Annotated in this window: 22 protein-coding genes; 12 read left to right on the top strand and 10 right to left on the bottom strand. The window is 66.3% G+C overall.

Annotated features, from left to right (window positions below):
- Positions 1-41 precede the first annotated feature (41 nt).
- Genes AC1D2F_RS11770 through AC1D2F_RS11760 form a run of 3 tightly spaced genes read right to left on the bottom strand, consistent with a single transcriptional unit; the run spans position 42 to position 3,783 of the window.
- On the bottom strand, positions 42-854 hold the full coding sequence (locus tag AC1D2F_RS11770; protein WP_476966779.1) for a nitrilase-related carbon-nitrogen hydrolase: 813 nt from the start codon (positions 852-854) through the stop codon (positions 42-44).
- Positions 851-2,263 carry a M20 family metallo-hydrolase gene (locus tag AC1D2F_RS11765; protein WP_476966778.1) on the bottom strand — a complete coding sequence of 471 codons (1,413 nt, stop codon included), beginning with the start codon at positions 2,261-2,263 and terminating at the stop codon, positions 851-853. Before AC1D2F_RS11765 ends, AC1D2F_RS11770 begins: the two co-directional genes overlap by 4 nt.
- On the bottom strand, positions 2,260-3,783 hold the full coding sequence (locus AC1D2F_RS11760) for an amino acid permease (protein ID WP_476966777.1): 1,524 nt from the start codon (positions 3,781-3,783) through the stop codon (positions 2,260-2,262). Before AC1D2F_RS11760 ends, AC1D2F_RS11765 begins: the two co-directional genes overlap by 4 nt.
- A gap of 184 nt (positions 3,784-3,967) precedes the next feature.
- On the opposite strand from AC1D2F_RS11760, the gene AC1D2F_RS11755 reads away from it, so the two are divergent.
- Positions 3,968-5,116, top strand: coding sequence for an RsbRD N-terminal domain-containing protein (locus AC1D2F_RS11755; RefSeq protein WP_476966776.1), 1,149 nt, complete (start codon positions 3,968-3,970; stop codon positions 5,114-5,116).
- Between the two features lie 74 nt (positions 5,117-5,190).
- Here the strand turns inward: AC1D2F_RS11755 and AC1D2F_RS11750 are convergent, their stop codons facing one another.
- The gene (locus AC1D2F_RS11750) at positions 5,191-6,108 is read right to left on the bottom strand and encodes a C2 family cysteine protease (protein WP_476966775.1); all 918 of its coding nucleotides are present in this window, start codon (positions 6,106-6,108) and stop codon (positions 5,191-5,193) included.
- Between the two features lie 249 nt (positions 6,109-6,357).
- Entirely contained in the window at positions 6,358-7,089 is a 732-nt protein-coding gene (locus AC1D2F_RS11745) for a hypothetical protein (RefSeq protein ID WP_476966774.1), read from the bottom strand.
- A gap of 590 nt (positions 7,090-7,679) precedes the next feature.
- On the opposite strand from AC1D2F_RS11745, the gene AC1D2F_RS11740 reads away from it, so the two are divergent.
- Entirely contained in the window at positions 7,680-8,312 is a 633-nt protein-coding gene (locus AC1D2F_RS11740) for a dihydrofolate reductase family protein (RefSeq protein WP_476966773.1), read from the top strand.
- Here the strand turns inward: AC1D2F_RS11740 and AC1D2F_RS11735 are convergent.
- The gene (locus AC1D2F_RS11735; RefSeq protein ID WP_364743087.1) at positions 8,309-8,449 is read right to left on the bottom strand and encodes a hypothetical protein; all 141 of its coding nucleotides are present in this window, start codon (positions 8,447-8,449) and stop codon (positions 8,309-8,311) included. The two genes, AC1D2F_RS11740 and AC1D2F_RS11735, sit on opposite strands and share 4 nt — an antisense overlap.
- Before the next feature lie 298 nt (positions 8,450-8,747).
- Here AC1D2F_RS11735 and AC1D2F_RS11730 point away from each other — a divergent pair, with 298 nt between their 5' ends.
- Both AC1D2F_RS11730 and AC1D2F_RS11725 read left to right on the top strand, forming a co-directional pair.
- Positions 8,748-9,494, top strand: a complete 747-nt coding sequence (locus AC1D2F_RS11730) for a hypothetical protein (protein WP_476966772.1) — start codon at positions 8,748-8,750, stop codon at positions 9,492-9,494.
- A 163-nt stretch (positions 9,495-9,657) separates the two neighbouring features.
- A complete protein-coding gene (locus AC1D2F_RS11725) occupies positions 9,658-10,329 on the top strand; it encodes a DNA alkylation repair protein (protein ID WP_364743734.1) in 672 nt (223 codons plus the stop codon).
- Positions 10,330-10,400: 71 nt separating this feature from the next.
- Here the strand turns inward: AC1D2F_RS11725 and AC1D2F_RS11720 are convergent, their stop codons facing one another.
- The gene (locus tag AC1D2F_RS11720) at positions 10,401-12,404 is read right to left on the bottom strand and encodes a vWA domain-containing protein (protein ID WP_476966771.1); all 2,004 of its coding nucleotides are present in this window, start codon (positions 12,402-12,404) and stop codon (positions 10,401-10,403) included.
- A 14-nt stretch (positions 12,405-12,418) separates the two neighbouring features.
- On the bottom strand, positions 12,419-13,807 hold the full coding sequence (locus AC1D2F_RS11715) for a sigma 54-interacting transcriptional regulator (protein WP_364743095.1): 1,389 nt from the start codon (positions 13,805-13,807) through the stop codon (positions 12,419-12,421).
- Between the two features lie 92 nt (positions 13,808-13,899).
- Between AC1D2F_RS11715 and AC1D2F_RS11710 the strand changes: the two genes are divergently transcribed.
- Both AC1D2F_RS11710 and AC1D2F_RS11705 read left to right on the top strand, forming a co-directional pair.
- Positions 13,900-14,577, top strand: a complete 678-nt coding sequence (locus tag AC1D2F_RS11710; RefSeq protein WP_364743098.1) for an MSMEG_4193 family putative phosphomutase — start codon at positions 13,900-13,902, stop codon at positions 14,575-14,577.
- 28 nt (positions 14,578-14,605) lie between these two features.
- Positions 14,606-15,307, top strand: a complete 702-nt coding sequence (locus AC1D2F_RS11705) for an SCO1664 family protein (protein ID WP_364743101.1) — start codon at positions 14,606-14,608, stop codon at positions 15,305-15,307.
- An 87-nt stretch (positions 15,308-15,394) separates the two neighbouring features.
- On the opposite strand, the gene AC1D2F_RS11700 is transcribed toward AC1D2F_RS11705, so the two are convergent.
- Together AC1D2F_RS11700 and AC1D2F_RS11695 are read right to left on the bottom strand one after the other, a co-directional pair.
- Positions 15,395-16,651, bottom strand: coding sequence for an FAD-dependent oxidoreductase (locus AC1D2F_RS11700; protein WP_364743104.1), 1,257 nt, complete (start codon positions 16,649-16,651; stop codon positions 15,395-15,397).
- Positions 16,644-17,975 (bottom strand): MFS transporter, encoded by a 1,332-nt coding sequence (locus AC1D2F_RS11695; protein WP_229992388.1) that lies wholly within the window; start codon positions 17,973-17,975, stop codon positions 16,644-16,646. The genes AC1D2F_RS11700 and AC1D2F_RS11695 overlap by 8 nt, the downstream gene beginning before the upstream one ends.
- Positions 17,976-18,024: 49 nt before the next feature.
- Here AC1D2F_RS11695 and AC1D2F_RS11690 point away from each other — a divergent pair, with 49 nt between their 5' ends.
- The 6 genes from AC1D2F_RS11690 to AC1D2F_RS11665 all read left to right on the top strand — a co-directional run bounded on the left by AC1D2F_RS11690 (position 18,025) and on the right by AC1D2F_RS11665 (position 24,087).
- Complete coding sequence (locus AC1D2F_RS11690; protein ID WP_229992389.1) at positions 18,025-18,846, top strand: IclR family transcriptional regulator; 822 nt, start codon at positions 18,025-18,027, stop codon at positions 18,844-18,846.
- A 132-nt stretch (positions 18,847-18,978) separates the two neighbouring features.
- Positions 18,979-20,112 (top strand): cupin domain-containing protein, encoded by a 1,134-nt coding sequence (locus AC1D2F_RS11685; protein WP_476966770.1) that lies wholly within the window; start codon positions 18,979-18,981, stop codon positions 20,110-20,112.
- A complete protein-coding gene (locus AC1D2F_RS11680) occupies positions 20,109-20,930 on the top strand; it encodes a fumarylacetoacetate hydrolase family protein (protein ID WP_476966769.1) in 822 nt (273 codons plus the stop codon). The genes AC1D2F_RS11685 and AC1D2F_RS11680 overlap by 4 nt, the downstream gene beginning before the upstream one ends.
- Positions 20,930-21,688: a maleylpyruvate isomerase family mycothiol-dependent enzyme gene (locus AC1D2F_RS11675; RefSeq protein ID WP_476966768.1), complete on the top strand. Its 759-nt coding sequence runs from the start codon at positions 20,930-20,932 to the stop codon at positions 21,686-21,688. Before AC1D2F_RS11680 ends, AC1D2F_RS11675 begins: the two co-directional genes overlap by 1 nt.
- A 215-nt stretch (positions 21,689-21,903) precedes the next feature.
- On the top strand, positions 21,904-23,283 hold the full coding sequence (locus AC1D2F_RS11670; protein WP_229992393.1) for an MFS transporter: 1,380 nt from the start codon (positions 21,904-21,906) through the stop codon (positions 23,281-23,283).
- A 27-nt stretch (positions 23,284-23,310) separates the two neighbouring features.
- Positions 23,311-24,087 carry an SDR family NAD(P)-dependent oxidoreductase gene (locus AC1D2F_RS11665; RefSeq protein ID WP_229992394.1) on the top strand — a complete coding sequence of 259 codons (777 nt, stop codon included), beginning with the start codon at positions 23,311-23,313 and terminating at the stop codon, positions 24,085-24,087.
- Positions 24,088-24,113: the final 26 nt, after the last annotated feature.

The raw sequence follows: 24,113 nt of genomic DNA, 5'->3' as shown, positions 1-24,113 counted from the left end.
GCAGTCGGCGTGCTGGTGGCTGCGATGGTCACGGAGGTCCTTTACTGGGGGTGGGCGCTTGCTGCGCTGTGAACGAAGGTGGAAAGGTAGCCGGTGTCCCGCCGGGCCTGGCGCACGGTGGCAACCGCAATGTCCGCGACGATGAGTGCCGCGTCGTCGCCGGCCGCCGCGAGGCGGCGGCCGTACGGATCAGCGACCGTACTCAGGCCGGCGAAGTCCGGGCCGGCGTGGTTGGCGTACGCGATGAACAGTTGGCTTTCCAACGCGCGGGTGGGCACCACCATCGCCGGGACCAGCCGGGTGTCGAAGGGGTGCGCGTCGGTCTGGCCGCCCGCGCGCAGCGGGACCGCCGTCGGAACGCAGAGCAGTTCCGCGCCCGCGAGGGCCGCGGCGCGGACAAATTCGGGAAACTCGATGTCGAAGCAGATCCCGAGGGCAACGTTGACTCCGTTGAAGGGGACGACGGCGGGTGCCGCCTCCCCGGCGTCGAAGGCGCCCTTCTCCGCGGCACCGAAGAGGTGCTGCTTGCGGTAGCGGGTCAGTTCACCGCCATCGCGGTCGAAGAAGGACGCCGAAATGTAGTGCCGGTCCCGGTCGTGTTCGACAGTGGAGCCCACGATCGCCAGGCCCGCGGATACAGCAATGTCCGCGAGCTGCCTCCGCTGGGCTGCACCGTCGGTGGTGTGGACCAGGCTGGGCGCATAGCCGCTGACGTACAGTTCAGGCGTCACCAGCAGATCCGCGCCCTGCGCCCGGGCTTCCTGCGCGCGGGAGGCAAGCCGGTCCAGGTTCTGTTGCGGGGAGTTGACCAGCCCGGTGCCCTGCACGACGGCCACCCTGATTAGGCCGGTCACTGGACGCCCTCAGGCCGGGTGCCGGACCCGGGAGCCGCGGTGCCGGACCCGGGAGCCGCGGTGCCGGACCCGGGGGCCGCGGCGCCGTCGAGGTCCCCGTTGCACAGCCGTTCCACCACGCGGGTGAGCATGTCCACGCCGGCGCAGGCGTCGCCGTCGTTCGTGTACTCACGTTCGTTGTGGGAGATGCCGTCCACGCTGGGGACGAACAGCATGACCGTCGGGACGACGTCCTTCATGTTGATGGAGTCGTGTCCGGCCAGCGTGAACACCTGGCGGTGGCTGAGGCCCAGTTCGGCTGCGCATTCGGCGGCCAGGGCCACACCGGCGGGCTGGTAGGGGTTGATGCCCCAGGCATGGGACTCCGCGACGTCAATGCTGACGTTGGCCTCCGCCTCGATACTGGCGATGCCGGCGCGGAGCAAGGCCTTGGCTGAGGCCAGGATCTCCTCGTCGGCAGTCCGCAGGTCCATGACCAGTTCCACCCGGGACGGTACCACCACGGGCGAGTTCGGGTAGACGGTCAGTTGGCCCACGGAGGTGTGCAGCACGGCGCCGCTGAAGTGGTCCGCGATTTCGCGCAGGAGCACCACCAGTCGGGATGCACCCAACAGCGCGTCCCTGCGGTCGGCGATGACCGTTGAACCCGTGTGCGCCTGTTCGCCGTGGACGGTCACGCTGTATTTCGCCGCGGCCCAGCAGGCGTGGACCAGGCCGATGGTGGTGCCGGAATCCTCCATCGAGCGGCCCTGTTCGATGTGGATCTCTGCGTAGGCGGAGGCCGTGGGGCCCTCGCCGCTGCCGAGGTGCCCGATTTCGGAGAGGGCCTCGCTCACGCTGGTGCCGGCGGTGTCAGTGACGGCGAGCGCGACGTCGGCCGAGAGCTTTCCGGTGTAGACGGAGCTGCCCATCATGGACGGGGCGAAGCGGCAGCCTTCCTCGTTGAACCAGTCAACGACGGCGAGGTTGTATCTGGGCGCACCGGCCGCGCTGCCGCCGTCGGAGGGTGCGGAGGCTGCCCGGTCCGCCAGCCGGCGGCCGGCGTGTAGGGCTGCGGCGACGCCGTAGGCGCCGTCGTACTTTCCGGCCGTCGGCTGGCTGTCCAGGTGCGATCCCACCAGCACGAAAGGCGCGCCGGGGTTCCATTCGATGAGTGCGAAGAGATTGCCGATCCTGTCCGTCTCGGTGCGGAATCCGTACTGCGAGGCGAGCGAGGTGAACCAGGCACGTGCCTGCGCGTCCGCCGCAGTGGCGGCCTGGCGGTCCACGCCGTGGCCGGGTGTTTCCCCGATGGCCGAGAGGCTGCGGAAGTCGCGGAGGAACGCCGCGGCCTCGTCAGATGTTTCCTGGCGGGTGCCGGCGGAGGGTCCGGCCAGCGTATGGGTGGGGCGTGTAGCTGCGGCAGTCATGGTGTGTGCTCCTCGTTGTTGAACCGCGTGGATGAATGCTGGGTGGATGAATGCTGGGTTGCTGGTACTTGTACCGGGATGGCGCCGGTGAGCGGATGGGTCGTGGCGAGCTCGTTGACGCGTTTCCGCACCGAATACCAGCCGGCAGCCAGGGCCGGGATGATGATCGCCAGGGAAGCGACCGTGTAGGTTCCGATCGGGAAATCAAACAGCATCAGGACCAGCACCGCGGCCAGGAAGGCCAGCGTGAGGTAGGAGGTCCAGGGCGCACCGAAGAGCCGGAAGGCGGGCCGGGGCATGAGCCCCGCCTTGGACAGTTTGTACAGTTTGAGCTGGCACAAAATGATGGTGGCCCAGGTACAGAGGATGGCGAGGGCGGTGGCGTTGATGGTGATTTCGAAGGCCATCTTGGGAACAACGGCGTTCAGGCCCACGCCGAGCAGTGTGAACGCGGCGGTGAAGAGGATTCCGCCGTAGGGTACGCCGCCGCGGCTCATGCGTTCCATGAACTTCGGCGCTGTCCCGGTCTGGGCCATGGAGCGGTAGATCCGCCCGGTGGAGTAGAGCCCGGCATTGAGGCTGGACAGGGCAGCCGTCAGGACTACGAAGTTCATCACGTCACCGGCGCCCGGCACCCCGATGCTGGCGAAAAAGGTCACGAAGGGTGACTCACCGGCCTTATAGGAGCTGTACGGAAGCAGCATCGCCAGCAGCGCCGTGGAACCGACATAGAAGATGGCGATCCGGAAGATGACGGCATTGACCGCCTTCGGCATGATCTTCCGGGGGTCCTTGGTTTCGCCCGCGGCGACGCCGATCATGTCGATGCCTGCGTAGGCGAACACGATGCCCTGCACAATGACGATGGCAGGCAGGAGCCCGTTGGGCAGCAGGCCGCCGTGGTCAGTGATCAGGGAGAGCCCGGGCTGGTGCCCCGCGACCGGGAAGTTGCCTGCGAGGAAGATGCCGCCCACCAGGAGGAACGCCACGAGGGCGCCCACCTTGATGACGGCGAACCAGAATTCCAGCTCGCCGAACAGCTTCACGGAGATGAGGTTGACGCCGGTGACCACGATCAGGGCTGCCAGCGCGAGGATCCATTGCGGCACGCTGCTGAACGCCGTCCAGTAGTTCAGGTAGACCGCGACGGCGGTGATGTCCACGATCGCCGTGAGCGCCCAGGACAGCGAGTAGACCCACCCGGAAATGTAGGCGGCCTTTTCGCCGTAGAACTCCCGAGCGTAGGAGACGAACGAGCCCGACGACGGGCGGTGCAAGACCAGTTCGCCGAGGGCGCGAAGAATGAAGAACGCGAACACTCCGCAGATCGCGTACACAACAGGGAGTACGGGCCCGGCTGAGGCCAGGCGTCCGCCGGCACCCAGGAACAAGCCGGTACCGATTGCGCCGCCGATGCCGATCATCTGGACCTGGCGGTTGGAAAGGCCCTTCTTGTAGCCGGACTGTTCGTCGGGGCGGACGGCCGTTGTCCGCTCCTCGACTGTGTCAATGATGGTCATGGAATCTCCTGGCCGGTGAAAGTCTGCTTGCCGCCACGATGCGGCTGACTTCGATCGTCCCAAGGCGCGGGGCCATTGCCCATGACGGCGGAAGACAGACGAGCGGGCAAAAAATGTACGAACGTACATCCCTGTGGTGGTCCGCTTCGGGGATGATAGGAGCGGCGAGTCTGGGAGGACTGATATGACCGAGGACGAACGATGGCGTGGTCTGATTGCCGCCGTCGGCACGCAGCTGCCCGAACTCGTGGAAAAGTTCCTGACCCGGATCCTTCCCGACCCGGCCTACGCAGACTCGGGTCTCACCCTTGAAGATCTGCGCCGCAGCAGCTTCCGTTCCTTCGCTGCCATGCTCGCGGCCCTCGGCGGGAAGGCCTCGGAAATTGACGCGCTAGCCGACATTGCCTCCGAACTTGGTGCCCGCAGAGCCCGGCAGGGAGTGCCTTTGGACAGCCTGGTGCGGGCTATCAGGCTGGATTTCTCGGTGCTGTGGGATGCCCTGGCCGCCCCTGCGCTCGGCGCAGACCCGGCGCTGCTGGTAGAGAAGGCAGAAGTCGTCTGGGCGACGGTGGACCGGTTCGCAGCCAGCGTCCAGGAACGGTACCTGAGGGAGCTGCAGGAAATTGAGGGCGCCGATGCCGATCTTCAACAGCAGTACCTGACGCAGCTGTTGGCGCCCGCCGAGCCGTCCCCAACGGATCTGTCACGGATAGCCGGCGCCCTGCGGATTAGCCCGCACGCCGTGTTCCTGGTGGCGGCCATCGACCGGAACGACGGTCTGCTGGTCCGGAGGCGGATCCGGGCGCGCCCACCCCGGGACGTTCCCGTGCTGACCTATGACCAGGGCCACCACACCTTGGTCATCCGGCCCCGGACGGCATCCTCCGACGAAAAGCTGAGTTTCCAGGAGGCCGCATTGTTCGACGGCGTGGCCGTTGCAGTGGCACCGCACGCCGACGGGATCGCAGGARTGCGCACAGCCGTCAGCGCTGCCAGGGAAATCATGAAGGACCTGCCCATGGGCAGCAGGGGAGTGTTCACGTTGCGGGACCGCTGGTTGTCCATCACGGCACACCGGCTCTCGCAAGTGGGCTGCAACCCTGAAAGCCTCATACTTTCGGCGCTTGGTCGGTGCAGCGAGGCGGAGCGGGAACGCCTCTTGGAAGCAGCACGGACGTTCCTGGAACTCGGCAGCCTCGTGGCAACGGCCGACCGGCTCGCCTGCCACCGGAACACCGTTGTTAATCGGCTGGCGGCGTTCGAGGGCTACACCGGCCTGGACCTTCAAAAACCACGCGATAGCGCGCTGGCCCTGCTTGCCATCGGAGGCTAAGCAGCCTTGAACCGCAGCATGAGCGATGGGGGAGGCGTGCGCCAGGGCGCGTCCTTCGTTCACGAGCTCGGATCTCAATGATAGGTCGGTAGCGCGATGTACTGGTTGATGTTCGTGGACTGGAAAGTCTCAAATGTCAGCCTATCTTGGCCGCCTTGCGGATCTCCGACCACGACGGTTTGGTTGGAGGAATCCACGCCCAGCAATGCGCAGGAATGATCGGATACCAACTTGCCGTCGTCGTTGGAGGTCCCAAGCGTTATGAGGCCGTTCGTGAAATCCTGCTCGATTTGCGCGAAGCTTACTCCCGTCATGGGGCCGCCGGGATTGCGGTCGACGCCCTCCATGCCGGTGATCGCATAAAGGGCATTATGCACATCGTGATCCTCGGCGTTGCTGAGATCGGTGCCATCGATGCCGGCATAGCGGTTGCCGTTCGCGGCCGCCCACCCTTTCTCGATAATGGCGGCCCATGAAACGTTCTTGCCGTCGATATTTTCGATGCCATTTTCAAAGGGTTTGCCGTGGCGATACGGAAGGTCACCATTAACCGTCACTGTCACCGGATTGGGCGCGCCGTCATACTTGCTGTGGAATGAAATGGTGTAGGTGCCGTCAGCATTATCGTGAACCATGTTCAAAACGGTCTCCGGCGAGCGCGCTGCCACTGTCATCAAGGCTGCCAGGAAATAGCAATCGCCGGCATCACCCTGCTTGATATTGTCCAGGTCTCCGGAGATGTCAGGTTGGCCGGCACTATCAAGCGCGAACAACACCTGGTTCGGGACTTTTTGGAACGTTGCGCGCCCAGTCGCGGCAGGATTACTCACTGGTCGGCCGGATCGTCCCGGAACCGGCGCAGGGCCGGAAAACGGCGCAACTGTCGACCGGGAAATAGAAACAAACGCAATTCCAAAAATTACCACCACTGCAATCAGTGAAGAAATGATAAGTGCGCGAAATTTGGCCGGCCTGGATACCGCACGTTGCATGCTGCGTGCCCTCCCGTTCTGCGGGCTCCTGCCCGACGGCGGACTCGCTGCGGCAGGGGTCCAACGGCACCCCCGCCGTCGGACACTTCTCAGTTGCTTAATTCACCACCCGACCAACAGCTTGCCCCAGGCAACCAGAGTCACGCAAGGGCCGGCAAACGATTCACAGGCAAATCCATCGAAGTCACCGCTGTGTCGCGGCATTCCTTGGCGCTACACGGCATTGCACGGCCGTCTTCCGCCCGGGAGCTAGCMCTCCGACTGGACCGGGAGGCCGGCGTGTGCCGGGGTTGGCAGCGGCAGCTTGAGTTTCGAGGTCGCGATGGCGCTGTCCATGACGACGCGGGTCAGGACACCAAGGTCAAATTGGCCCTTTGCCATCGCGAACAGGTTCTGGACGGCAAGGCCATAGGCCACCGGCCACTGCTCCGGCCGGGGCGCAGCCTGCCGGACGGGTGCCTGCAGGGGTTCCCACATGGCCAGATAGCTCCGAGGCGTGCCACCGGCATTGGTTCCCGGAGCGAAGCGCGGCAGGCCGAACTCCGCTCCGCCAAGGGTGCTCGCGCTGTGGTGGAAGAGCTCGTTGAGGTCCGGCACCTGGGCGCCGTGCTGCTGGGCTGCCCCAGCCACCAGACTCCAGACCGAGTGCGTGGACTCCGCCAGCGGACGGTTGATGGCATCGCCAACGAAGTATTCATCGCCGTTGGCGCCACCGACTGTCAGCAGTGACAACCCCCGGTACTGTGCCGCGCCCGAGTTGAGCCCTTCCAGTGCTGCGATCTGGCACGCCCGGCCGGCCAGCGCACCCAGGGCGGTCGCCAAAGACTCGACATGGACGCCACGCTCATCGCGCATTGCTCCGAGCAGCCGTTCCAGGACAATCCGGCCCGCCAGTTGCGCTCCCGGAAGGGGATCGAATCCCGGGGATGGCGCTGCCGCATCGCGGGGCAGGCCGTTCTTGCGGTTGGACTTACCGAACATGTTGTCCCCCAAGGTGAAGTCGTGCCGGACAGTTTGTAGTTGACGCCCGGCAAAGAACCGTGAATCGGGACAGCATATGCGCTCTGGAGGAGATCTCCTAGGCCCCTGCGCACATCGCCAACGGTGCCGGTTGGGCCGGATCACCTCAAGCGCCTGCTTCAGCGGGGGAGCGCGGTCTGCCGGCGCGGACGGAAGGGGGCCGGCGTCGGCGGCTTTTTTGTGGATGACCTCATGCTGCGTTGAGGCAGCGGGGTGCCGGGGCATGGCTGGGGATCATAGACAGCGGCCGCGGGCGGGCCGGGCGGTGTACTTGTCAATGCAGGCGCTCCATCTCTTGTTCAGTGGTCTGGTTTGGTCTGTGCTGTGGTTCCCCGCCGTCGTACATGTTCGTATCTACATCAAGGGATTCGCCGGTCCCGTACTCGTGGCACTGTTCTGCATCGCAGGTTCTGCTCCGCGACTTCTACGCCCAAGGTCCCTGAGAAGCGCATAGTCCCTGCTGCGCACCACGCGACGCTAGGCCGTTGATAAGCAACTGCAAGTGTGCTTGTTTAGCAAGTAGCGCAGATCCAGAAGGGGTGTCACTCTACATGAGATTGACGACGACGACCAACGTCTCGGTGGACGGCGTGATGCAGGGGTTGGGCGGACCTGACGAAGACCGCAGCGGGGGCTTCAACCGCGGGGGATGGGCCATACCTCTTCTCGATACCGAAACCGGGGACTATCTCAACCAGGTCTACGGCGGTGCGGCGGCGTTCCTCTTCGGCCGCCGGACGTACGAGATCTTCGCCGGCTACTGGGGAACGATGATCGATCCGACCACGAACCCGATCGCCGCCGCACTGAACAGCCGGCCCAAGTACGTGGCATCGACCAGCCTCACCGACCCTCAGTGGGCGGGCACGAATGTCCTGAGCGGCGACGTCRCCGCGGCCGTCCGTGGTCTGAAGGCGCAGCAAGACGGCGAACTGCTGGTGCCCGGCAGCGGTGCCCTCGTCCGATGGCTGCTCGCCAACGACCTGGTCGACCAGCTCGACCTGCTCACCTACCCCGTCATCGTCGGCCAGGGCACACGGCTGTTCCCCGATTCCGGCCCCGACATCGCGCTCGAACTGGTCAACACGCGGACCACTTCCCGCGGCATAACCATCCAGACCTATCGGCCTCTCGGGCGTCCGGAGTACGCAACGTCCACTGTGGACCCCGAACACGTGTTCTAGCTGCGCCAACCCGACATCGCGGTGACCCGGAAGCTCAGGGTGTCGTCATTGGCGAGGCAGGCCTTGAGCATGGCTAGCCGTTGGTCCTTCTCAGTACTGGCACGGGTCCTAATCTGCAGATTCTGCAGTCGGATCATTTCTACTTTACATAATGTTGATTATCGGCGTTGCATAATCAGTCGAGAGGGGCTGATCTTCTGCCCAAACTAGTTGGTGGCAATCACCATGCAGCAGCGACGCTGACCTGGTTACCAACGCGAGCTTAGATCGGAGCCGCTGACAGAGATCTGGGCGCGCATGGCCGCCTGCTTCTGGCTGGGCTGCTCCGACACTGCAGAATTCGCCAAGTTTCCGCTCGTGCATCGGGACGAATAAGTCCGACACTAAGAGGCGCGCCTGCTCGTCTCCACCTGACTGCCTGCGCATGATATGGGTATGACCGAAAAATCCCTGCGCGTGCTTTACTCGATCGGCCTGGGCATCATCCTTGTGCTCTTCGTTGGCCTCGGCATCGCCACCTTCTATCCGGCCCCTGAACTGCTATCGCTGGCTAGTCTCGACGCGGCGGCCAGGCAGTCAGCCATCGACGCCCACCAGTCCGCGATGCGCGACTACAACCGCAACGTCACCATTGCGGCGCTCGTCTCGGCTCTCGTGATCCTGGGAGCCAGTATCTGGACCGAATCGAGGAAGCCACTGTTCGCCGGCGGGTTCCTTATCGGCGGCCTGCTGACGCTCGTCTACGGCCTCATGCGTGGCCTGACGTCCGGAGTGACGGCAGTTGCGTTCTTCTCCGTCGCCGTCGGCCTCTTCGTGGTCGTATATCTCGGACACCAGCGGTTCTTCTCCGCCCGGGCCGTTGAGGCCCGGGCAAAGGCGCGGGCGGAGAATGCGCAGGCCGCCTACGCCCGGATGCCCATGCAGCCGCCGTACGTCCCGGTACATCAGCCCCAGGGGCCGGCTCCGTCCCCGTACGCCCAGGGCCAGCCCTACCAGCCGACGCAAGCCCAGCCGGGTCAGCAGCAGGGCCAGACCTACCAGCCCCAGACCTACCAGCCCCAGCCCTACCAGCCCCAGCCGGGTCAGTATCCGCAGCAGGGTCAGTACCCGCCCCAGGCGCAGCCAATGCAGCAGCCGTACCCGCCGTACCCGCCATCGCCGGGAGATCCCGGACGGCGTTAACGCTCACCATTTACGGAGGCCCGTCGACCCCCATGGTCGCCGGGCCTCTACCGTTCCCTGCTGCTTCTTGACTGTGCGCTTGCTGCTCCCCCGGTTGAGCGCGCTTCCCCAGTAGGCTGAATCCCACAAGTGTGGACAGGAGGCTGATGTGGCAGAGACGACGATGGCAGAGACGACGATGGCCGAGGTGATGGCCGAGCTGGCCGGGCTCGAGGACCCGAGGGCACGGGAGGTGAACGAGAAACACGGCGACGATCACGGTGTGAACCTCAGCAAACTGCGCGCGCTCGCGAAGCGGCTGAGGACGCAGCAGGAACTCGCCCGCCAGCTTTGGGAGACGGGTGACACCGCGGCGAGACTGCTGGCGATCCTGATCTGCCGCCCGAAGGCGTTCGAGCGTGACGAGTTGGACGTCATGTTGCGCGAGGCGCGCACCCCCAAGGTGCACGACTGGCTCGTGAACTACGTGGTGAAGAAGAACCCGCACGCCGAAGAACTGCGCCTGGCCTGGTCCGCGGATCCGGACCCAGTGGTCGCGAGTGCCGGCTGGGCGCTGACCACGGAGCGGGTGGCGAAGAATCCCGAGGGCCTCGACCTCGCAGGACTGCTCGACGTCATCGAGATGGAGATGAAAAACGCCCCGGATCGCCTGCAGTGGGCGATGAATCACTGCCTGGCTCAGATCGGGATCGAGCACGCCGAGCACCGGGCCCGTGCACTCGACATCGGTGAGCGCCTGGGGGTGCTCAAGGACTACCCGACTCCCCCGAACTGCACGTCTCCGTTCGCGCCTATCTGGATCACCGAGATGGTTCGCCGACAGCAAGACAAGTAGCACGGTTCGCGCACTGCTACTCCCCCAGGACGCGGCGCCCGATAAGAACCGGCTGCGAGGGGCCTCGCCGCCTATGGAACCCAATCGGCGTCGTCGTAGGGGCGGCCGCGGAAGTGAGCGCGGAGGTACTCCCCCACAACGGCAGCCCCCAAGTCCCCGGCTTCGGGCGCGACCACCCGGCCGCCAACCCGGCGGACCATACGCTGGACGAACCGCTCGAGCCCAGGGTCGTCGCCAAGCCGGAAGAACGTTGCCTGGGCGCCCGCACGCCCCAGCCGGTCAAGTTCGGCGACCGTGACGCGGATGGTTTCCCGGTCCGGCGGCCAGCAGAACCACGACTCGCCGTCGGCCAGCAGGTGCGCGGTGGGTTCGCCGTCGGTCACCACGAGGAGGACGGGTTGCATCGACGGATGCTGGCGGAAGAAACGGCCGGCCAGCAGCAGACCGTGATGCAGGTTGGTTCCCTGCTCCCGCAGGGCCGGCAGGGCCGTGAGCTCGCCGATGTCCATGGACTGCGCGTAGCGGCCGAACGTGATCAGCTGCAGCCGGTCCCCGCGGAACCGGGTGGAGACCAGGTGGTGCAAAGCGAGCGCGGTGCGCTTCATCGGCACCCACCGTCCCTCGGCGGCCATCGAGAACGACACATCGACCAGCAGGACGACGTCGGCCTGCGTGCGCGCCTCCGTCTCCGTCACCTCGATGTCGCCCACGGCGAGGCGCAAGCCGCGGCCCGGATCGCCGCCGTCGGCCATGGTGCGGCGGATCGCGTTGGTCATGGTGCGGGTGACGTCCCACGGCTCGGCATCGCCGAACTCCCACTGCCGGCTGGAGCCGGTCTGCTCGCCGGCCGCCCCGGCGACGCGTGTGTCCCGGCGCCCCTGACGCCCGGAGAGCTGCTTGGCGGTATCCCGCAAAAGTGACCTGCCGAGCCGCCGCATGGCGGCCGGCGACAACCGGAGGTCTCCGTCGGCCCCGCGCCGCAGGTAACCGCCTTCCTGCATCGCCCGCTCGATCTCCGCGAGCGTACGTGCGGTCACGGCAGCATTCTGCCCGAGCTGGCGGGCGAGGGCATCCAGGTCCAGGTCGTCGAGGCGTGAGCCGTTATAGGACTGGGAGAGCTGTTCGGCCAGCTCATCGAGTTCGGCCACATCTTGCAGCACGCCGGTGCCATCGCCCAGCCCGAGCCCCTCCTGGCCCTCGAAGCGTTCGGAGCCGGCCCAGTCCTCGCCTGGCCGGAGGGCGCGCAGGCTGGCGTCGAGTTGGTCGAGCTCGGCCATGAGTTCAGGCGAGCCAAACGCCTGCGCGGACAGCCGCATCAGCTCATCTCGCTGCTCCGGAGACATGGATTGCAGGAGCCGCTGGGCGGCGGCCGCGCGCTGGGCGAGGGCGTCCACCAGCTCCTCGACTGATTGCGGGTTCTCCGGGAAGAAGTGGCCGTGCCGGGCCATGAACTCCTGGAAGTCCGCGTCGGTGTCTTCGCCGCGCCGGTGTTTTCCGAGGAGCTCGTTGAGGTCTCGCAGCATCTCGTTCACCGCTGCGCGGTCCTCGTCAGTGGCGTCCTCCAGCGCTTGTTTCATGCCGGCGAAACGCTGGTCCAGGATCTCGCGGCCCAGCAGATCCTTGATCCGCTCATAGGCAACACGCGCGGCGCTGGACTGCCAGTCATAGGAGGCGAGTTCGTTGACAGCCGCTGCGGTGGACCGGGGCAGATTCTGCAGCTGCATCTCCCGGAAGGCGCGGTCGGTGTTGTCCATCATGGCGTCACGGGCGAGCTGCTTGCGCTCCTCCAGCACCGCGGTATCGAGCAGCTTCTGGACTTCGGTGAGGGTGCCGTCCAGCCGGTGGCGGCCCAGCAGTTCACTGCGGCGCTGTTGCACGCGCCGGGCAAGATCGTCGAGCCCTTCCCGGTTCCGGCCACCGCGGCGCAGGAACTCCTGCAGGGCGTGCCGGGGCGAGTAGCCCGCCATGACGTCCTCGGCGATCGCGTCAAGCGCCTCCGCCAGGTCAACCGGCGGGGCGAGCGGATCGGGTCCACCCGTGTACCGGCCATATTTTGACCTGTTGTGTGCGGTCATGAGGCCTCCTGTAGTCAGCCGTAGATCGTCGCCTCGTCGTCGAACTCCTTGGCGATCCGCCGGGCGAGGTAGAGACCTTCCAAGGCGAGTTCGACGGCGGCGGCGCGCTGCCCGTCGTTTTTCGCGCCCAGGCGCTCACTGATGTCGTCGTAGAGGCGGGAGCCGTTGAGCGCCGGAAGGTTGTGGAGGAACTCCCGCGCCGTGACCTGTTCCCCGGTGGTCACTGTGGTGTGGCCGTCGAGCGCAGCCACGAGGGGACCCATGTCGATGCCCTGAAAATGCGCCCGCGCAGCTTCGGCCGTGGCCGTGCGCAAGAGGTGGTCGAGGACGGCTTCCTCACGCCCTTCCTCACCGGACTCGAACTCAACTTTCCCGGTGAGGACTTCTGCTGCGGCTGCCAGGTCGACGATCCGTGCGACGGCCTCGCCCTCCCCTCGCACGCTCGCCCGGCGCAGCGCCGCCGCAGCGACGGTCTCGGCGCCCGCAATGGCGAACCGTGCTGAAACGCCGGAGGTCTGGTTGATGGCTGGGGACTGGCGCAGCGCCCGGGTGTAACGGGCCAGGATCTCGAGGATGACGGGCGGGACGTCCGCCACCAGCTGCCCTTCCTGCCGGATGACGGCGACCTCGTCGTCCAGCTCTATCGGGTAGTGGGTACGGATCTCGGCGCCGAAGCGGTCCTTCAGGGGCGTGATGATCCGGCCGCGGTTGGTGTAGTCCTCCGGGTTGGCGGACGCGACGACGAGCACGTCGAGCGGCAGCCGCAGCACGTAGCCACGGATCTGGATATCACGCTCTTCCATCACGTTGAGCATGGAGACCTGGATGCGCTCGGCGAGGTCGGGCAGTTCGTTGATGGCGATGATCCCGCGGTTGGAGCGCGGGACAAGACCGTAGTGGATGGTTTCCGGGTCGCCGAGCCGGCGGCCCTCGGCCACCCGCATCGGGTCGACGTCGCCGATGAGGTCGGCGACGGAGGTGTCCGGCGTCGCGAGCTTCTCCACATAGCGTTCCGAGCGGTGACGCCACGCAACCCGCAGCCGGTCCCCTTCGGTGAGGGCACGGGCGCGGGAGTGCTCCGTAATGGGTTCGTACGGGTGTTCGTTCAGTTCCGAATCCTCGATCACCGGCGACCACTCGTCCAGCAGCCCGGACAGGGTGCGCAGGAGCCGTGTCTTGCCCTGTCCCCGTTCGCCGAGCAGGACGACGTCGTGGCCGGCGATCAGTGCACGCTCGAGCTGGGGCAGGACGGTCCGGCCGAAACCGTACAACCCGGGCCACGGATCGCGGCCCGCGGCAAGGGCGGCGAGCAGGTTGTCGCGGATTTCGCGGCGCAGGTCCTTGTGAACGTGGCCGGCTGCACGCAATTCGCCAACAGTGAAGATATCGGGACGATCACTCACCCCTCTAAGGTAGTCCTCGACCGGGCGGGGAATCGAGGGATTTGTTCAGATTCCCTGCTCACGGGCTGCAGTGCGGCTTACGCTGGATTCTAATGACTGCAGCACCGCCGCCGGCATCGCCGGCACCCGCTACCCCACCCGAGCGGCAGGGCACGCTCCTGCTTCTGGTGCGCCATGGGGAGACGCCCACTACGGGCAGGGTGCTGCCGGGGCGGGCACCGGGGCTGCACCTGTCCGCCCGTGGCAGGGACCAGGCGTACCGGGTCGCGGAGCGCCTCGCGGGACTTCGGGTCGACGGTATCTACTCCTCCCCCCTGGAGCGCACGTGCGAGACGGCGGAGCCCACGGCAGCCCGCGCCGGACTTGAGGTGAATGAGGACGCCGGCCTGATCGAATGCGACTTCGGCGAGTGGACCGGCGCCGCGTTGGCTGAACTGGCGGGTATGCCGCAGTGGCAGACCGTACAGCGCAGCCCCTCGACCTTCCGTTTCCCGAATGGCGAGAGCTTCACGGAAATGCAGGCGCGGATCGTCGGAGCGCTCGAGGCACTGCGCACAGCCCACGCCGGGGGCGTCGTCGTGTGCTTCTCCCACGCCGACCCCATCAAGGCCGCCGTCGCTCACGCCCTGGGCACGCCCCTGGACCTTTTCCAGAGGATCGTCATCAGCCCGGCGTCGGTTTCGGCCATCTCATACGTGGACGGTCAGGAACCTGCCGTTCTCATGGTGAATTCGACCTCGGAACCCCTCAGTGGGCTGAGGGCGCCGTGAGAGCGGACAGAGTAAAAGGGGGCAGACGGTGGCCGGACGGGAGCTGACGCTGCTCACCGAAGGCCGCGTCGAGCTGCTCGGACGCATCCTGCGCAGCAGCAACGAGACATACCTCGCCCGGGTCTCCTGCGGGGACGACTCTGCCTGCGCAGTCTACAAGCCGGAGGCGGGGGAACGGCCGCTGTCCGATTTTGAGGCGGGGCTCTACCGGCGCGAACGCGCGGCCTATCTGCTTAGCGAGTCCCTGGAGTGGGGACTCGTGCCGCCAACGGTGATTCGTGAGGAAGCCCCGGCAGGTGTGGGTTCGCTTCAGTGGTTCATCGAGTGCGACTTCCGTGAGCATTACTTCACTCTGTACGCTGACGCGCCCGAGACCCATCGCCGGTTGTTGCAGATCGCACTGTTCGACTGCGTCGCCAACAACACCGACCGCAAGAGCGGGCACGTGCTCCGCGGCCATGACGGAAGGGTGTGGGGCATCGATCATGGACTGTGCTTCTCTGCAGGTTTCAAACTGCGCACCGTGATCTGGGACTTCGCCGGTGTTCCCATCCCCGGGACCTTTCTCGAAGGCATTGCCCCGCTCGCCGAGAAAGTGCCGCGAGACGTGGCGGAGCTTCTCGACGATGCAGAGGTAAAGGCCCTGCAGCGCCGGGTGCGGCGCTTGCTGCACGACGGGGTGCTGCCGGTTGACCGCACCGGCATGCGTTACCCGTGGCCGCTGGTATAGGAACGCACTGCGGACCGGCTCCTAAGTGGAGCCGGTCCGCAGCACGTGATGGGTTAGCCGATGAGCCGGCCGGGGACCCGTTCCAGGTCAGGCAGGAATCCGGTCCGCCAGAGTGGAGCGGGCAGCGCGGGCTGCGGGCGCGCCGTCGGCGTCCTGGCCGTACAGCCAGTCGTTGTACTGGAAGTCGTCGTCCTTCCGGCTCTTGAACAGCAGGTTGCGCAGCGTACGGGCCAGCCCGGAGACGTGCCAGGATTCGCCCCAGACGCGGGCGGTGCGCTGGACCCGGGCGGTGCGGCCGGCGCGGACGTTGTTGAATTCCTTGATCGCCCCGTCCCAGGCTTCCGGGTTGACGCCGGCTGCGGTGAAGACGGTGCCGTTGCTGACGTCCTGCAGCACGGCCGCGTCCTCAAGCGCCTGGCAGGCACCCTGGGCGAGGTACTGCAGCATCGGGTGCGCGGCGTCGCCCATCAGCACCATCCGGCCGGCGACCCAGTTCTCGATCGGGTCGCGGTCGTACATGGGCCAGCGCATGCTGGTGCCCAGGTTCTTCAGCGCATCCTGGACGGCCGGAACACAATCCTTGTACGCAGCCTCAAGCTCGTCCAATCCCCCGTACTGCTCTTCACCGCGCTCAAAGGAAGCGGACTTGAACACAGCCACGGTGTTCAGCAGTTCGCCCTTGCGCAGCGGGTACTGCACCAGGTGGCAGTCCGGTCCGAGGTAGACGATGACGTCCTCGAGGTCCGCCTTGGGCGTGTTTTCGGTGATCGGCACGGTTCCGCGGTAGGCCACGTACGCCGAGGGAACCGGCTCGTCGCTGGCGACCAGCGGGCGGAGAGTGGACTTGAGCCCGTCGGCGCCGATCACGACGTCGGCAGAGTAGTCCACACCGGCGGCGGTGTGGGCTACACCCCGGCCGTTCACGGTCTCAACACTTTCGACCATGACGTCGTTGACGAGCTTCACGCCCGCCGCTTCACAGCCTTCGAGCAGGACCCGGTGCAGGTCGCTGCGGTGGATCACGACGTACGGCGCGCCGTAGCGTTCCTCGAATTCCCCGCCGAGGCTCTGGCGGGTGAGCTCCTCGCCGGTGACGGCGTCGCGGAAGACCAGGTGCTTGGGCTGGACGCCGATTTCCAGTGCCTTTTCCAGCAGGCCCCAGCGCTTCAGGACGCGGGAGGCGTTGGGGGCCATCTGCAGGCCGGCGCCGACTTCGCCGAATTCGGGGGCACGTTCAACGAGGGTGACGTTGGCGCCGTTTTCCCGGAGCGCGAGGGCTCCGGCCAGTCCGGCCATTCCCCCTCCGATGACGAGGACATCGGTGGACGTGGCGTGCTCAGACATTGCTTGCTCCTGTTGTTGAGAGTGCGGGTGAGATTGAGGATTTTGACTTGAGTTTGAGGCCGACGGCGGCCAGCAGGACCGCGGCGATGGCGGCGGCACCGGCGAAGGCGAGGAAATTGGAGTTGACGCCGAGGCCGGCGGCCAGCAGGAGGCCGCCTATCTGGGGTGCGGCGACGGCGCCGATCCGGCCCGTCCCCAGCGCCCAGCCCAGCGCGGTCCCGCGCAGGTGCCCGGGATAGTGGCTCGCGACGGCGGCGATGATGAGGCACTGCGTGCCGTGGGTGCCGACGCCGGCGAGGACCAGCATGAGGTACACGACCGTGACCGGCGGTCCCGTAACCAGGACCACGAGCGCGCCGGCGGCGACGGCCGCCGCGGCGATCGCCGTCGGGATCGGACCGAACCGGGTCCCGGCCCAGGCGGTGATCACCGAGCCGGCCACCGCGCCCAGGTTCAGGGCCAGGGCGAAGGTCAGGGCGGAGCCCAGGTTGTAGCCGGCCAGCTGCATGAGGTTGGGCAGCCAGGTACCGAGCCCGTACCAGGCGAAGAGGGTGGCGATTGTCGCCAGGGCGAACAGCAGGCTGACCCCCAGGTACGGGGCGCGGAGCAGGGACTTGAAGCCGATCGGCTCCTTGAGGTTGCGCGTTCCCCTGTCCTCGGCATTGACCGGGGCCAGCGTCTCCGGCAGGTATTTCAGTCCGAGCGGCACCACGATCAGCAGGGCCAGCACGGCCACGAGGAACATGGACTCCCAACCGAAGGCGGGGATCAGCTGGATGCCGACCAGGGCGGCGATGGATCCGCCGATCGGGACGCCGGACATCATCAGGGTGGCGATCGTGGACCGCCACTTGGTGGGGACCAGTTCGGCGACGAGGGCGTTGGCCGAGGGCACCAGGCCCCCGAGTCCAATGCCGGCCAGAAGCCGCAGTCCGCCGAAGACGGCCGCGCTGGGGGCGAAGGCGCAGAGGATGGTGAAAACCGAGAAGACGACGGCACAGCCGAGGATGGTGCGGCGGCGCCCCCAGGAGTCGGCCATCCGGCCGGCGAAGATCGCCCCGAGCATCATGCCGACGAAGGCCATGGAGCCAATGGTTCCGGCGGTGGCCTTGGTCAGCCCCCAGCCGGTCTCGGAGATCAGGGAGGACTGGACGGTGCCGTAGACGATCAGGTCGTAGCCATCGAAGACCACCAGCAGCCAGCAGACCAGGACGGCGGCTGCCGAGCTTTTGGAGAACCGTGATGCGGGCCCATCAGCGGTAGAGGGGGCAGGGGCCCCCGGCGAGGACCGTTGCGGCGGTGCAGCGGAAGGTGTGTGATTCATGCCACTTACTGTCCTAGCCGCCGCAGGTGAACCACAATACAATTCTGATGTGCAGAACAAACCGTTGGCCAGAGCAGCCCGCAAACCTGTCCAGAAGCGGCCCACCTACTCCATCGAGGCGGTCGACAACGCGCTGCAGCTCCTGCAGCTGCTCCGCGACAACGGTGCACTGCGGCTCAAGGACGCCGCCGAGGAGCTGGGCGTGGCGCCGTCCACCGCCCACCGCCTTCTGGCGATGCTGGTCTACCGGGGATTCGCCGTGCAGGATGAAACCCGCCGCTATGTCCCGGGCCCGGCAATGGGGGTCGGGCCGGCCGGGCTGAGCTGGACCCGGCTCCTCCGATCACTAGCCCAGCCGCACATGGAGCTTCTCTCTGCACGGCTCAACGAAACCGTGAATCTCATGGTCCGGGTGGGGACGAAGGTCCGGTTCCTGGCCACCGTGGAGGGCGGCAATGTGTTGCGGGTGGGTGACCGGCAGGGCACGGTCATGCCAGCCAACAAAACCTCCGGCGGAAAGGCCATGCTCGCCGAGCTGGACCCGCCGATGATCGAGCAGCTGTTCCGCAGCCACAACGCGGAAATCGGCGGCGACACGATTGCGGACAATGAATATCCGACGTTCCTGCGCGAGCTTGAGTCCATTCGCGGCAACGGCTTCGCGGCGAATTTCGAAGGCACGGAGGAGGGCGTGAGCGCGCTCGGCATGGCCGTGCACAACCGGCACGGGCACGTGGTCGGCGCGCTCAGCGTCGCCACTCCCGCGACCCGCTTCCGGCGGGTGTTCGACGCCGGACTCGTCCCAGCGCTGCGGGAAACCTGCCGGCAGCTGGAGATTGATATCGTGGCCAACCCGGCCGACCCGGACTGAGCACCCTGCATTTCAAACTAACAGCACCGGTTCAGGGAATTCTGACCAGCAGAATATGTTGGGGATCACACATCGGCATCCGTAGAGTCGAAGCACGTCAAAGAACTGTTCTGACCTACCGAGGAGGCCCACGTGTCCATCAGCGCCGAGAACACGACTCACGAATCAGTGGCCGCGGGGCACACTGCTCCGGAGCCGACGCCCGAAGAGGCTGCCCAGCTCAAAGAGCTGTACCGGGATTTTGACCGGGAGAACCTGATCCCGCTCTGGACCGAGATCGCGGATTTGATGCCGATGGTCCCGACCCCCAAGGCGGTCCCCCATGTCTGGCGGTGGAGCGACCTGTACCCGCTGGCGGCCCGTGCCGGGGATCTGGTCCCGGTGGGCCGGGGCGGGGAGCGCCGGGCCATTGCCCTGGCCAACCCGGGCCTGGCCGGCACCCCGTACGCCACGCCCACGCTGTGGGCAGCCATCCAGTACCTCGGTGCCCGTGAAACCGCGCCGGAACACCGGCACTCGCAGAACGCGTTCCGCTTCGTCGTCGAGGGCGAGGGCGTGTGGACCGTGGTGAACGGGGACCCGGTGCGGATGTCGCGCGGCGACTTCCTGCTGACCCCGGGCTGGAACTTCCACGGCCACCACAACGACACCGATGAGCCGATGGCCTGGATCGACGGCCTGGATATCCCGTTCGTGCACTACGCCGACGCCGGCTTCTTCGAGTTCGGCACCGAGCGCGTCACCGATGAGGCCACCCCGGACATCTCCCGCTCCGAGCGGCTCTGGGCCCACCCGGGCCTGCGCCCGCTCTCCGGCCTGGACGACACCACGAGCTCCCCCATCGCGGCGTACCGCTGGGAATACACGGACCGCGCACTGGCCGAGCAGCTGCTGCTGGAGGACGAGGGCCACCCGGCCACCGTGTCCCAGGGCCACGCCGCCGTCCGCTACACCAACCCCACCACGGGCGGGGATGTGATGCCGACCATCCGGGCCGAATTCCACCGCCTGCGTGCCGGCGCCGCCACCGAGACCCTCCGCGAGGTCGGCTCCAGCGTCTGGCAGGTCTTCGAAGGGACCGGCTCCGTGGTCCTGAACGGCGAAACCAGGACCCTGGCGAAGGGCGACCTCTTCGTCGTCCCGTCCTGGGCCGCCTGGTCATTGCAGGCTGAGACCGAGTTCGATCTCTTCCGCTTCAGTGACGCCCCCATTTTCGAACGACTGAACTTCAACCGCACCTACCTCGAAGGACGCAAGAACGCATGAGACTCCTCACCCTCCGCACCCAAACCGGCACCAAGGCCGTGCGCCAGGACGGCGACACCCTGACCGAGATCGACGGCTTCGCCGACGTCGGAGAGCTGCTCCGCACCGCGGACTGGGAAGCCACCGCGAAGGCAGCCAAAGGCGCCACGCACCCGCTCGAGGGCGCCAACCTCGACGCCGTCGTGCCCTCCCCCGGCAAGATCATCTGCGTGGGCCACAACTACCGCAACCACATCAAGGAAATGGGCCGGGAAGTCCCCGAGTTCCCCACCCTGTTCGCCAAGTACCAGGAATCCCTGATCGGCCCGAACGATGATCTGGCCCTGCCGCAGGAATCCGGCACCGTCGACTGGGAATCCGAACTCGCCGTCGTCATCGGCAAGAAGGGCCGCCGGATCAGCGAAGCCGACGCCGCGGAGCACATCGCCGGCTACGCCGTGCTCAACGACGTGTCCATGCGCGACTACCAGTTCCGCACCATCCAGTGGCTGCAGGGCAAGACCTGGGAAAAGTCCACCCCCTTCGGCCCCGCGCTGGTCACCAAGGACGAGTTCAGCGGCGGCCTCATGACCACCGCGGTCGACGGCGAAGTGCAGCAGCAGACCCCGACCAACGACGTCGTCTTCACCCCGGAGTTCCTGGTCTCCTACATCTCCACCATCATCACGCTGAACCCGGGCGACGTCATCGCCACCGGCACTCCGGGAGGCGTGGGCCACGCCCAGGACCCGAAGCGCTACCTGCAGGAAGGCCAGATCCTCGTCACCACCATCGAGGGCCTGGGCCAGCTGAAGAACCGCGTGGTCAAGGAAGCCTGATGGTTGCCCGCCAGGACCAGACGACGGACCCGGAGCTGCTTGCGGCCCTGCTGCAGGCCCGGCGGGGCACGGCGTTCTTCGCCCGCAAGCTCAACGAGCTCTCCGACGCCGAGCTCGACGGCGATTCGCTGCTGCCGGGCTGGACCCGACGCCACATCACCGCGCACATCGGCTACAACGCCCGTGCGATCGCGCGGCTCATCGAGTGGGCGGCCACCGGGGTGGAGACCCCGATGTACGCCTCCACCGCGGTCCGCGACCACGAGATCGACTTCGGGGCAACCCTGAGCCCGATCGCGCTGCGGCACCTGTTCGACCACTCCGCCGTGCACCTGAACGTCGAATGGCGGGACCTGCCCGGGGACGCCTGGCGCCACAAAGTCCGCACCATCCAGGGCCGGGAAGTGCCTGCCACCGAAACGGTCTGGATGCGCAGCCGGGAAGTCTGGATGCACGCCGTGGACCTGGCCAACGGCGCCAGCTTCACCGACATCCCGGTTCCCGTGCTGGAGCGGCTCCTGAAGGACATCACCGGCGCCTGGAAGGCCCGCGGCACCGATGCGGACCTCGTGGTCAAGGTAACGGACCGCGGCCTCACATTCGGGGACACGACGTCGGCGTCCCCTACCGTGGTCTCCGGACCGCTCGCGACCGTCGTCGAATGGGCCGCCGGCCGCGGCAACGGCGGCGTCACCGCCAGCGGGTCCGGCGCTGAAGCCGGCAACGGCAAGGTTCCGGCCGCACCGAAGTGGATCTGAGCCCCACGGATTCCAGCAGCAGACCGGAAAAGCCCCCTCACCCGAGGGGGCTTTTCCGGTTTAAATACCGCAGGGACCGCCGGCTACTTTCCATCCCGGTAACCATCTGCATGTGCGATTACTCAGTGTGGTGACTATTGCGGAGCAGAGTGGTAAACATGAGCTGTTCCGCTGAGGAACCCCGGCGGGGCTCGTTTCTCACAGCGAGGTGAACCATGACTTCCATCAATCCTGCCAATCATCTCGACGAACTCGGCCAGCGCACGCTGCGCAGGGCGCGCCGCCGCATCATGCCACTGATCGTCCTGCTCTACTTCATTGCGTACCTGGACCGGAACAATGTCGGCTTCGCGAAGCTGACCATGAGCGAGGACATTGGCCTGAGCGCATCGGCATACGGCCTCGGCGCGGGCATCTTCTTCCTCGGCTACGCGCTGCTGGAAATCCCGAGCAACGCCGGAATGTACCGGTTCGGCGCCCGCAAATGGATCGCCCGGATCCTCATCTCATGGGGCATCTTTGCGACCGCCATGTGCCTGGTGAACGGCGAAACCAGCTTCTACATCGTCCGGTTCCTGCTCGGTGCCGCCGAGGCAGGGTTCTTCCCCGCCATCCTCTTCTACCTGACGCTGTGGTTCCCGGCCGCCCAGCGCGTCACGGTGCTGGGGATCTTCATCCTGGCGCAGCCGGTGTCCAATGCCCTTGGCGCTCCGGTTTCGGGCCTGCTGCTGCAGATGGACGGCATTCTTGGCCTGCAGGGGTGGCAGTGGCTTTACATCGTTGAGGGCATCCCCGCCATCATCCTCGGGATTCTGACCCCGGTCCTGATGACCGACCGCCCCAGCCAGGCGCATTGGCTGGCCGACGATGAGCGCGAATGGCTGACCAGGACCATGGACGATGAGCTGGCCCACAAGCAGAAGGGGCAGCCCCATCATTTCCTGGCCGGCCTCAAGGACCCCCGGACCATTGCCTACGCAGCGCTGTACTTCGGGCTGGTCTGCGGTATCTACGGCCTCGGGCTGTGGATGCCGACGATCGTTGCCGCACTCGGGGACTTCAGCACCACGCAGGTCGGTTTTATCGTTGCCATCCCCTACACGATTGCGGCGATCTTTGTGTACTTCTGGGGCAAGCGCTCGGACCGTACCGGTAACCGGGTCTTGCACGCGACCCTGAGCATGATCATGGCGGCCATCGGTCTCTTGGCTGCCGGCTACCTGGTCGAGGTCAACGCGATCCTGGCACTGATGGCCCTGACGCTGGCGGCCATGGGCATTTACTCCGCTATTGCCCCGTTCCTGGCCATGCCCGCGACTGCCCTGGTCGGTGCTGCGGCAGCAGCCGGTCTGGCCATGGTGAATTCGCTCGGTAATCTGGGCGGGTTCGTGGCTCCCTACGCCGTGGGGCTGCTAAATGACGCCTCGGGCGATAACCGTTCCGGCCTCGTGTTCCTGTCGGCCTGCCTCGGCATCACGGCCGTCGCGACCTATCTCTACGCACGCAAGCGCCCGGAGGGACATGTGAAGCCCGGTACGCCCTCCACGGTCGGGGAAGAAGCTGTAGCTTCCGACGACTTCGACATCCAGAACTGACAATCAGGCGACGAAGGGCTAAGGGACATGACTCAGCAAAAAGCGTTTCCGGTGAAGCGGACCGCCGTGCTGACCGGCGCGGCCTCTCCCCGCGGCATCGGACGGGCGACGGCGGAAATGCTCGCCAGCGGAGGCTGGGCGGTTGCGATCCTGGATGTCGACGGCGACGCAGCCCGGAACGCAGCGGAGGAAATCACCGCCGTTTACGGTGTCCAGGCGATTGGCGTGGGCGCGGACGTCTCCGACCCGGAGGCCGTCAACGCCGCCATTGACGAGGTTGAATCCACCCTGCCGCCGATCGTTGGCCTGGCCAACCTGGCAGGTATCAGCTCACCCACGGAGTTCATGGACGAGACGCTCGGGGCGTGGGAGCGGGTGTTCAAAATCAACATGACCGGCACGTTCCTGGTATCCCAGCGGGTGCTCAAGGGCATGATCGAGCGGAAGCTAGGAAGGATCGTGAGCGTCTCGTCCATCTCCGCCCAGCGCGGAGGCGGCACCTACTCCAAGGTGGCTTACAGTGCCTCGAAAGCTGCCATCATCGGTTTCACACGGGCTCTGGCTCGGGAAATGGGCCAGCACGGAATCACCGTCAACTGCGTGGCTCCCGGCCCCGTGGACACGGACATCATGGGTGGAACACTCACGGATGAGCGAAAAGCCGCCATGGCTGCCGACATCCTGGTGGGCCGGGTGGGAACCGTACGGGACATCGCCGCGCTGATGGTGTTCCTGCTGGGCGAGGATGCCGGCTTCATCACGGCCGCGACGTATGACATTAACGGAGGACTGCAGATTTCCTGACCCTTGCGAACTGAGTCATCTGCGCA

This window comes from Arthrobacter sp. P1_B3, assembly GCF_056406615.1.
This window is presented reverse-complemented; position numbering and strand designations above follow the sequence as displayed.

Coding starts and splice junctions, on each gene's coding strand:
- AC1D2F_RS11765 (WP_476966778.1), bottom strand. CDS start 2,263: ATGACTGCCGCAGCTACACGCCCCACCCATACGCTGGCCGGACCCTCC.
- AC1D2F_RS11760 (WP_476966777.1), bottom strand. CDS start 3,783: ATGACCATCATTGACACAGTCGAGGAGCGGACAACGGCCGTCCGCCCC.
- AC1D2F_RS11750 (WP_476966775.1), bottom strand. CDS start 6,108: ATGCAACGTGCGGTATCCAGGCCGGCCAAATTTCGCGCACTTATCATT.
- AC1D2F_RS11735 (WP_364743087.1), bottom strand. CDS start 8,449: ATGATCCGACTGCAGAATCTGCAGATTAGGACCCGTGCCAGTACTGAG.
- AC1D2F_RS11730 (WP_476966772.1), top strand. CDS start 8,748: ATGACCGAAAAATCCCTGCGCGTGCTTTACTCGATCGGCCTGGGCATC.
- AC1D2F_RS11725 (WP_364743734.1), top strand. CDS start 9,658: ATGGCAGAGACGACGATGGCCGAGGTGATGGCCGAGCTGGCCGGGCTC.
- AC1D2F_RS11720 (WP_476966771.1), bottom strand. CDS start 12,404: ATGACCGCACACAACAGGTCAAAATATGGCCGGTACACGGGTGGACCC.
- AC1D2F_RS11710 (WP_364743098.1), top strand. CDS start 13,900: ATGACTGCAGCACCGCCGCCGGCATCGCCGGCACCCGCTACCCCACCC.
- AC1D2F_RS11700 (WP_364743104.1), bottom strand. CDS start 16,651: ATGTCTGAGCACGCCACGTCCACCGATGTCCTCGTCATCGGAGGGGGA.
- AC1D2F_RS11695 (WP_229992388.1), bottom strand. CDS start 17,975: ATGAATCACACACCTTCCGCTGCACCGCCGCAACGGTCCTCGCCGGGG.
- AC1D2F_RS11680 (WP_476966769.1), top strand. CDS start 20,109: ATGAGACTCCTCACCCTCCGCACCCAAACCGGCACCAAGGCCGTGCGC.
- AC1D2F_RS11675 (WP_476966768.1), top strand. CDS start 20,930: ATGGTTGCCCGCCAGGACCAGACGACGGACCCGGAGCTGCTTGCGGCC.
- AC1D2F_RS11670 (WP_229992393.1), top strand. CDS start 21,904: ATGACTTCCATCAATCCTGCCAATCATCTCGACGAACTCGGCCAGCGC.
- AC1D2F_RS11665 (WP_229992394.1), top strand. CDS start 23,311: ATGACTCAGCAAAAAGCGTTTCCGGTGAAGCGGACCGCCGTGCTGACC.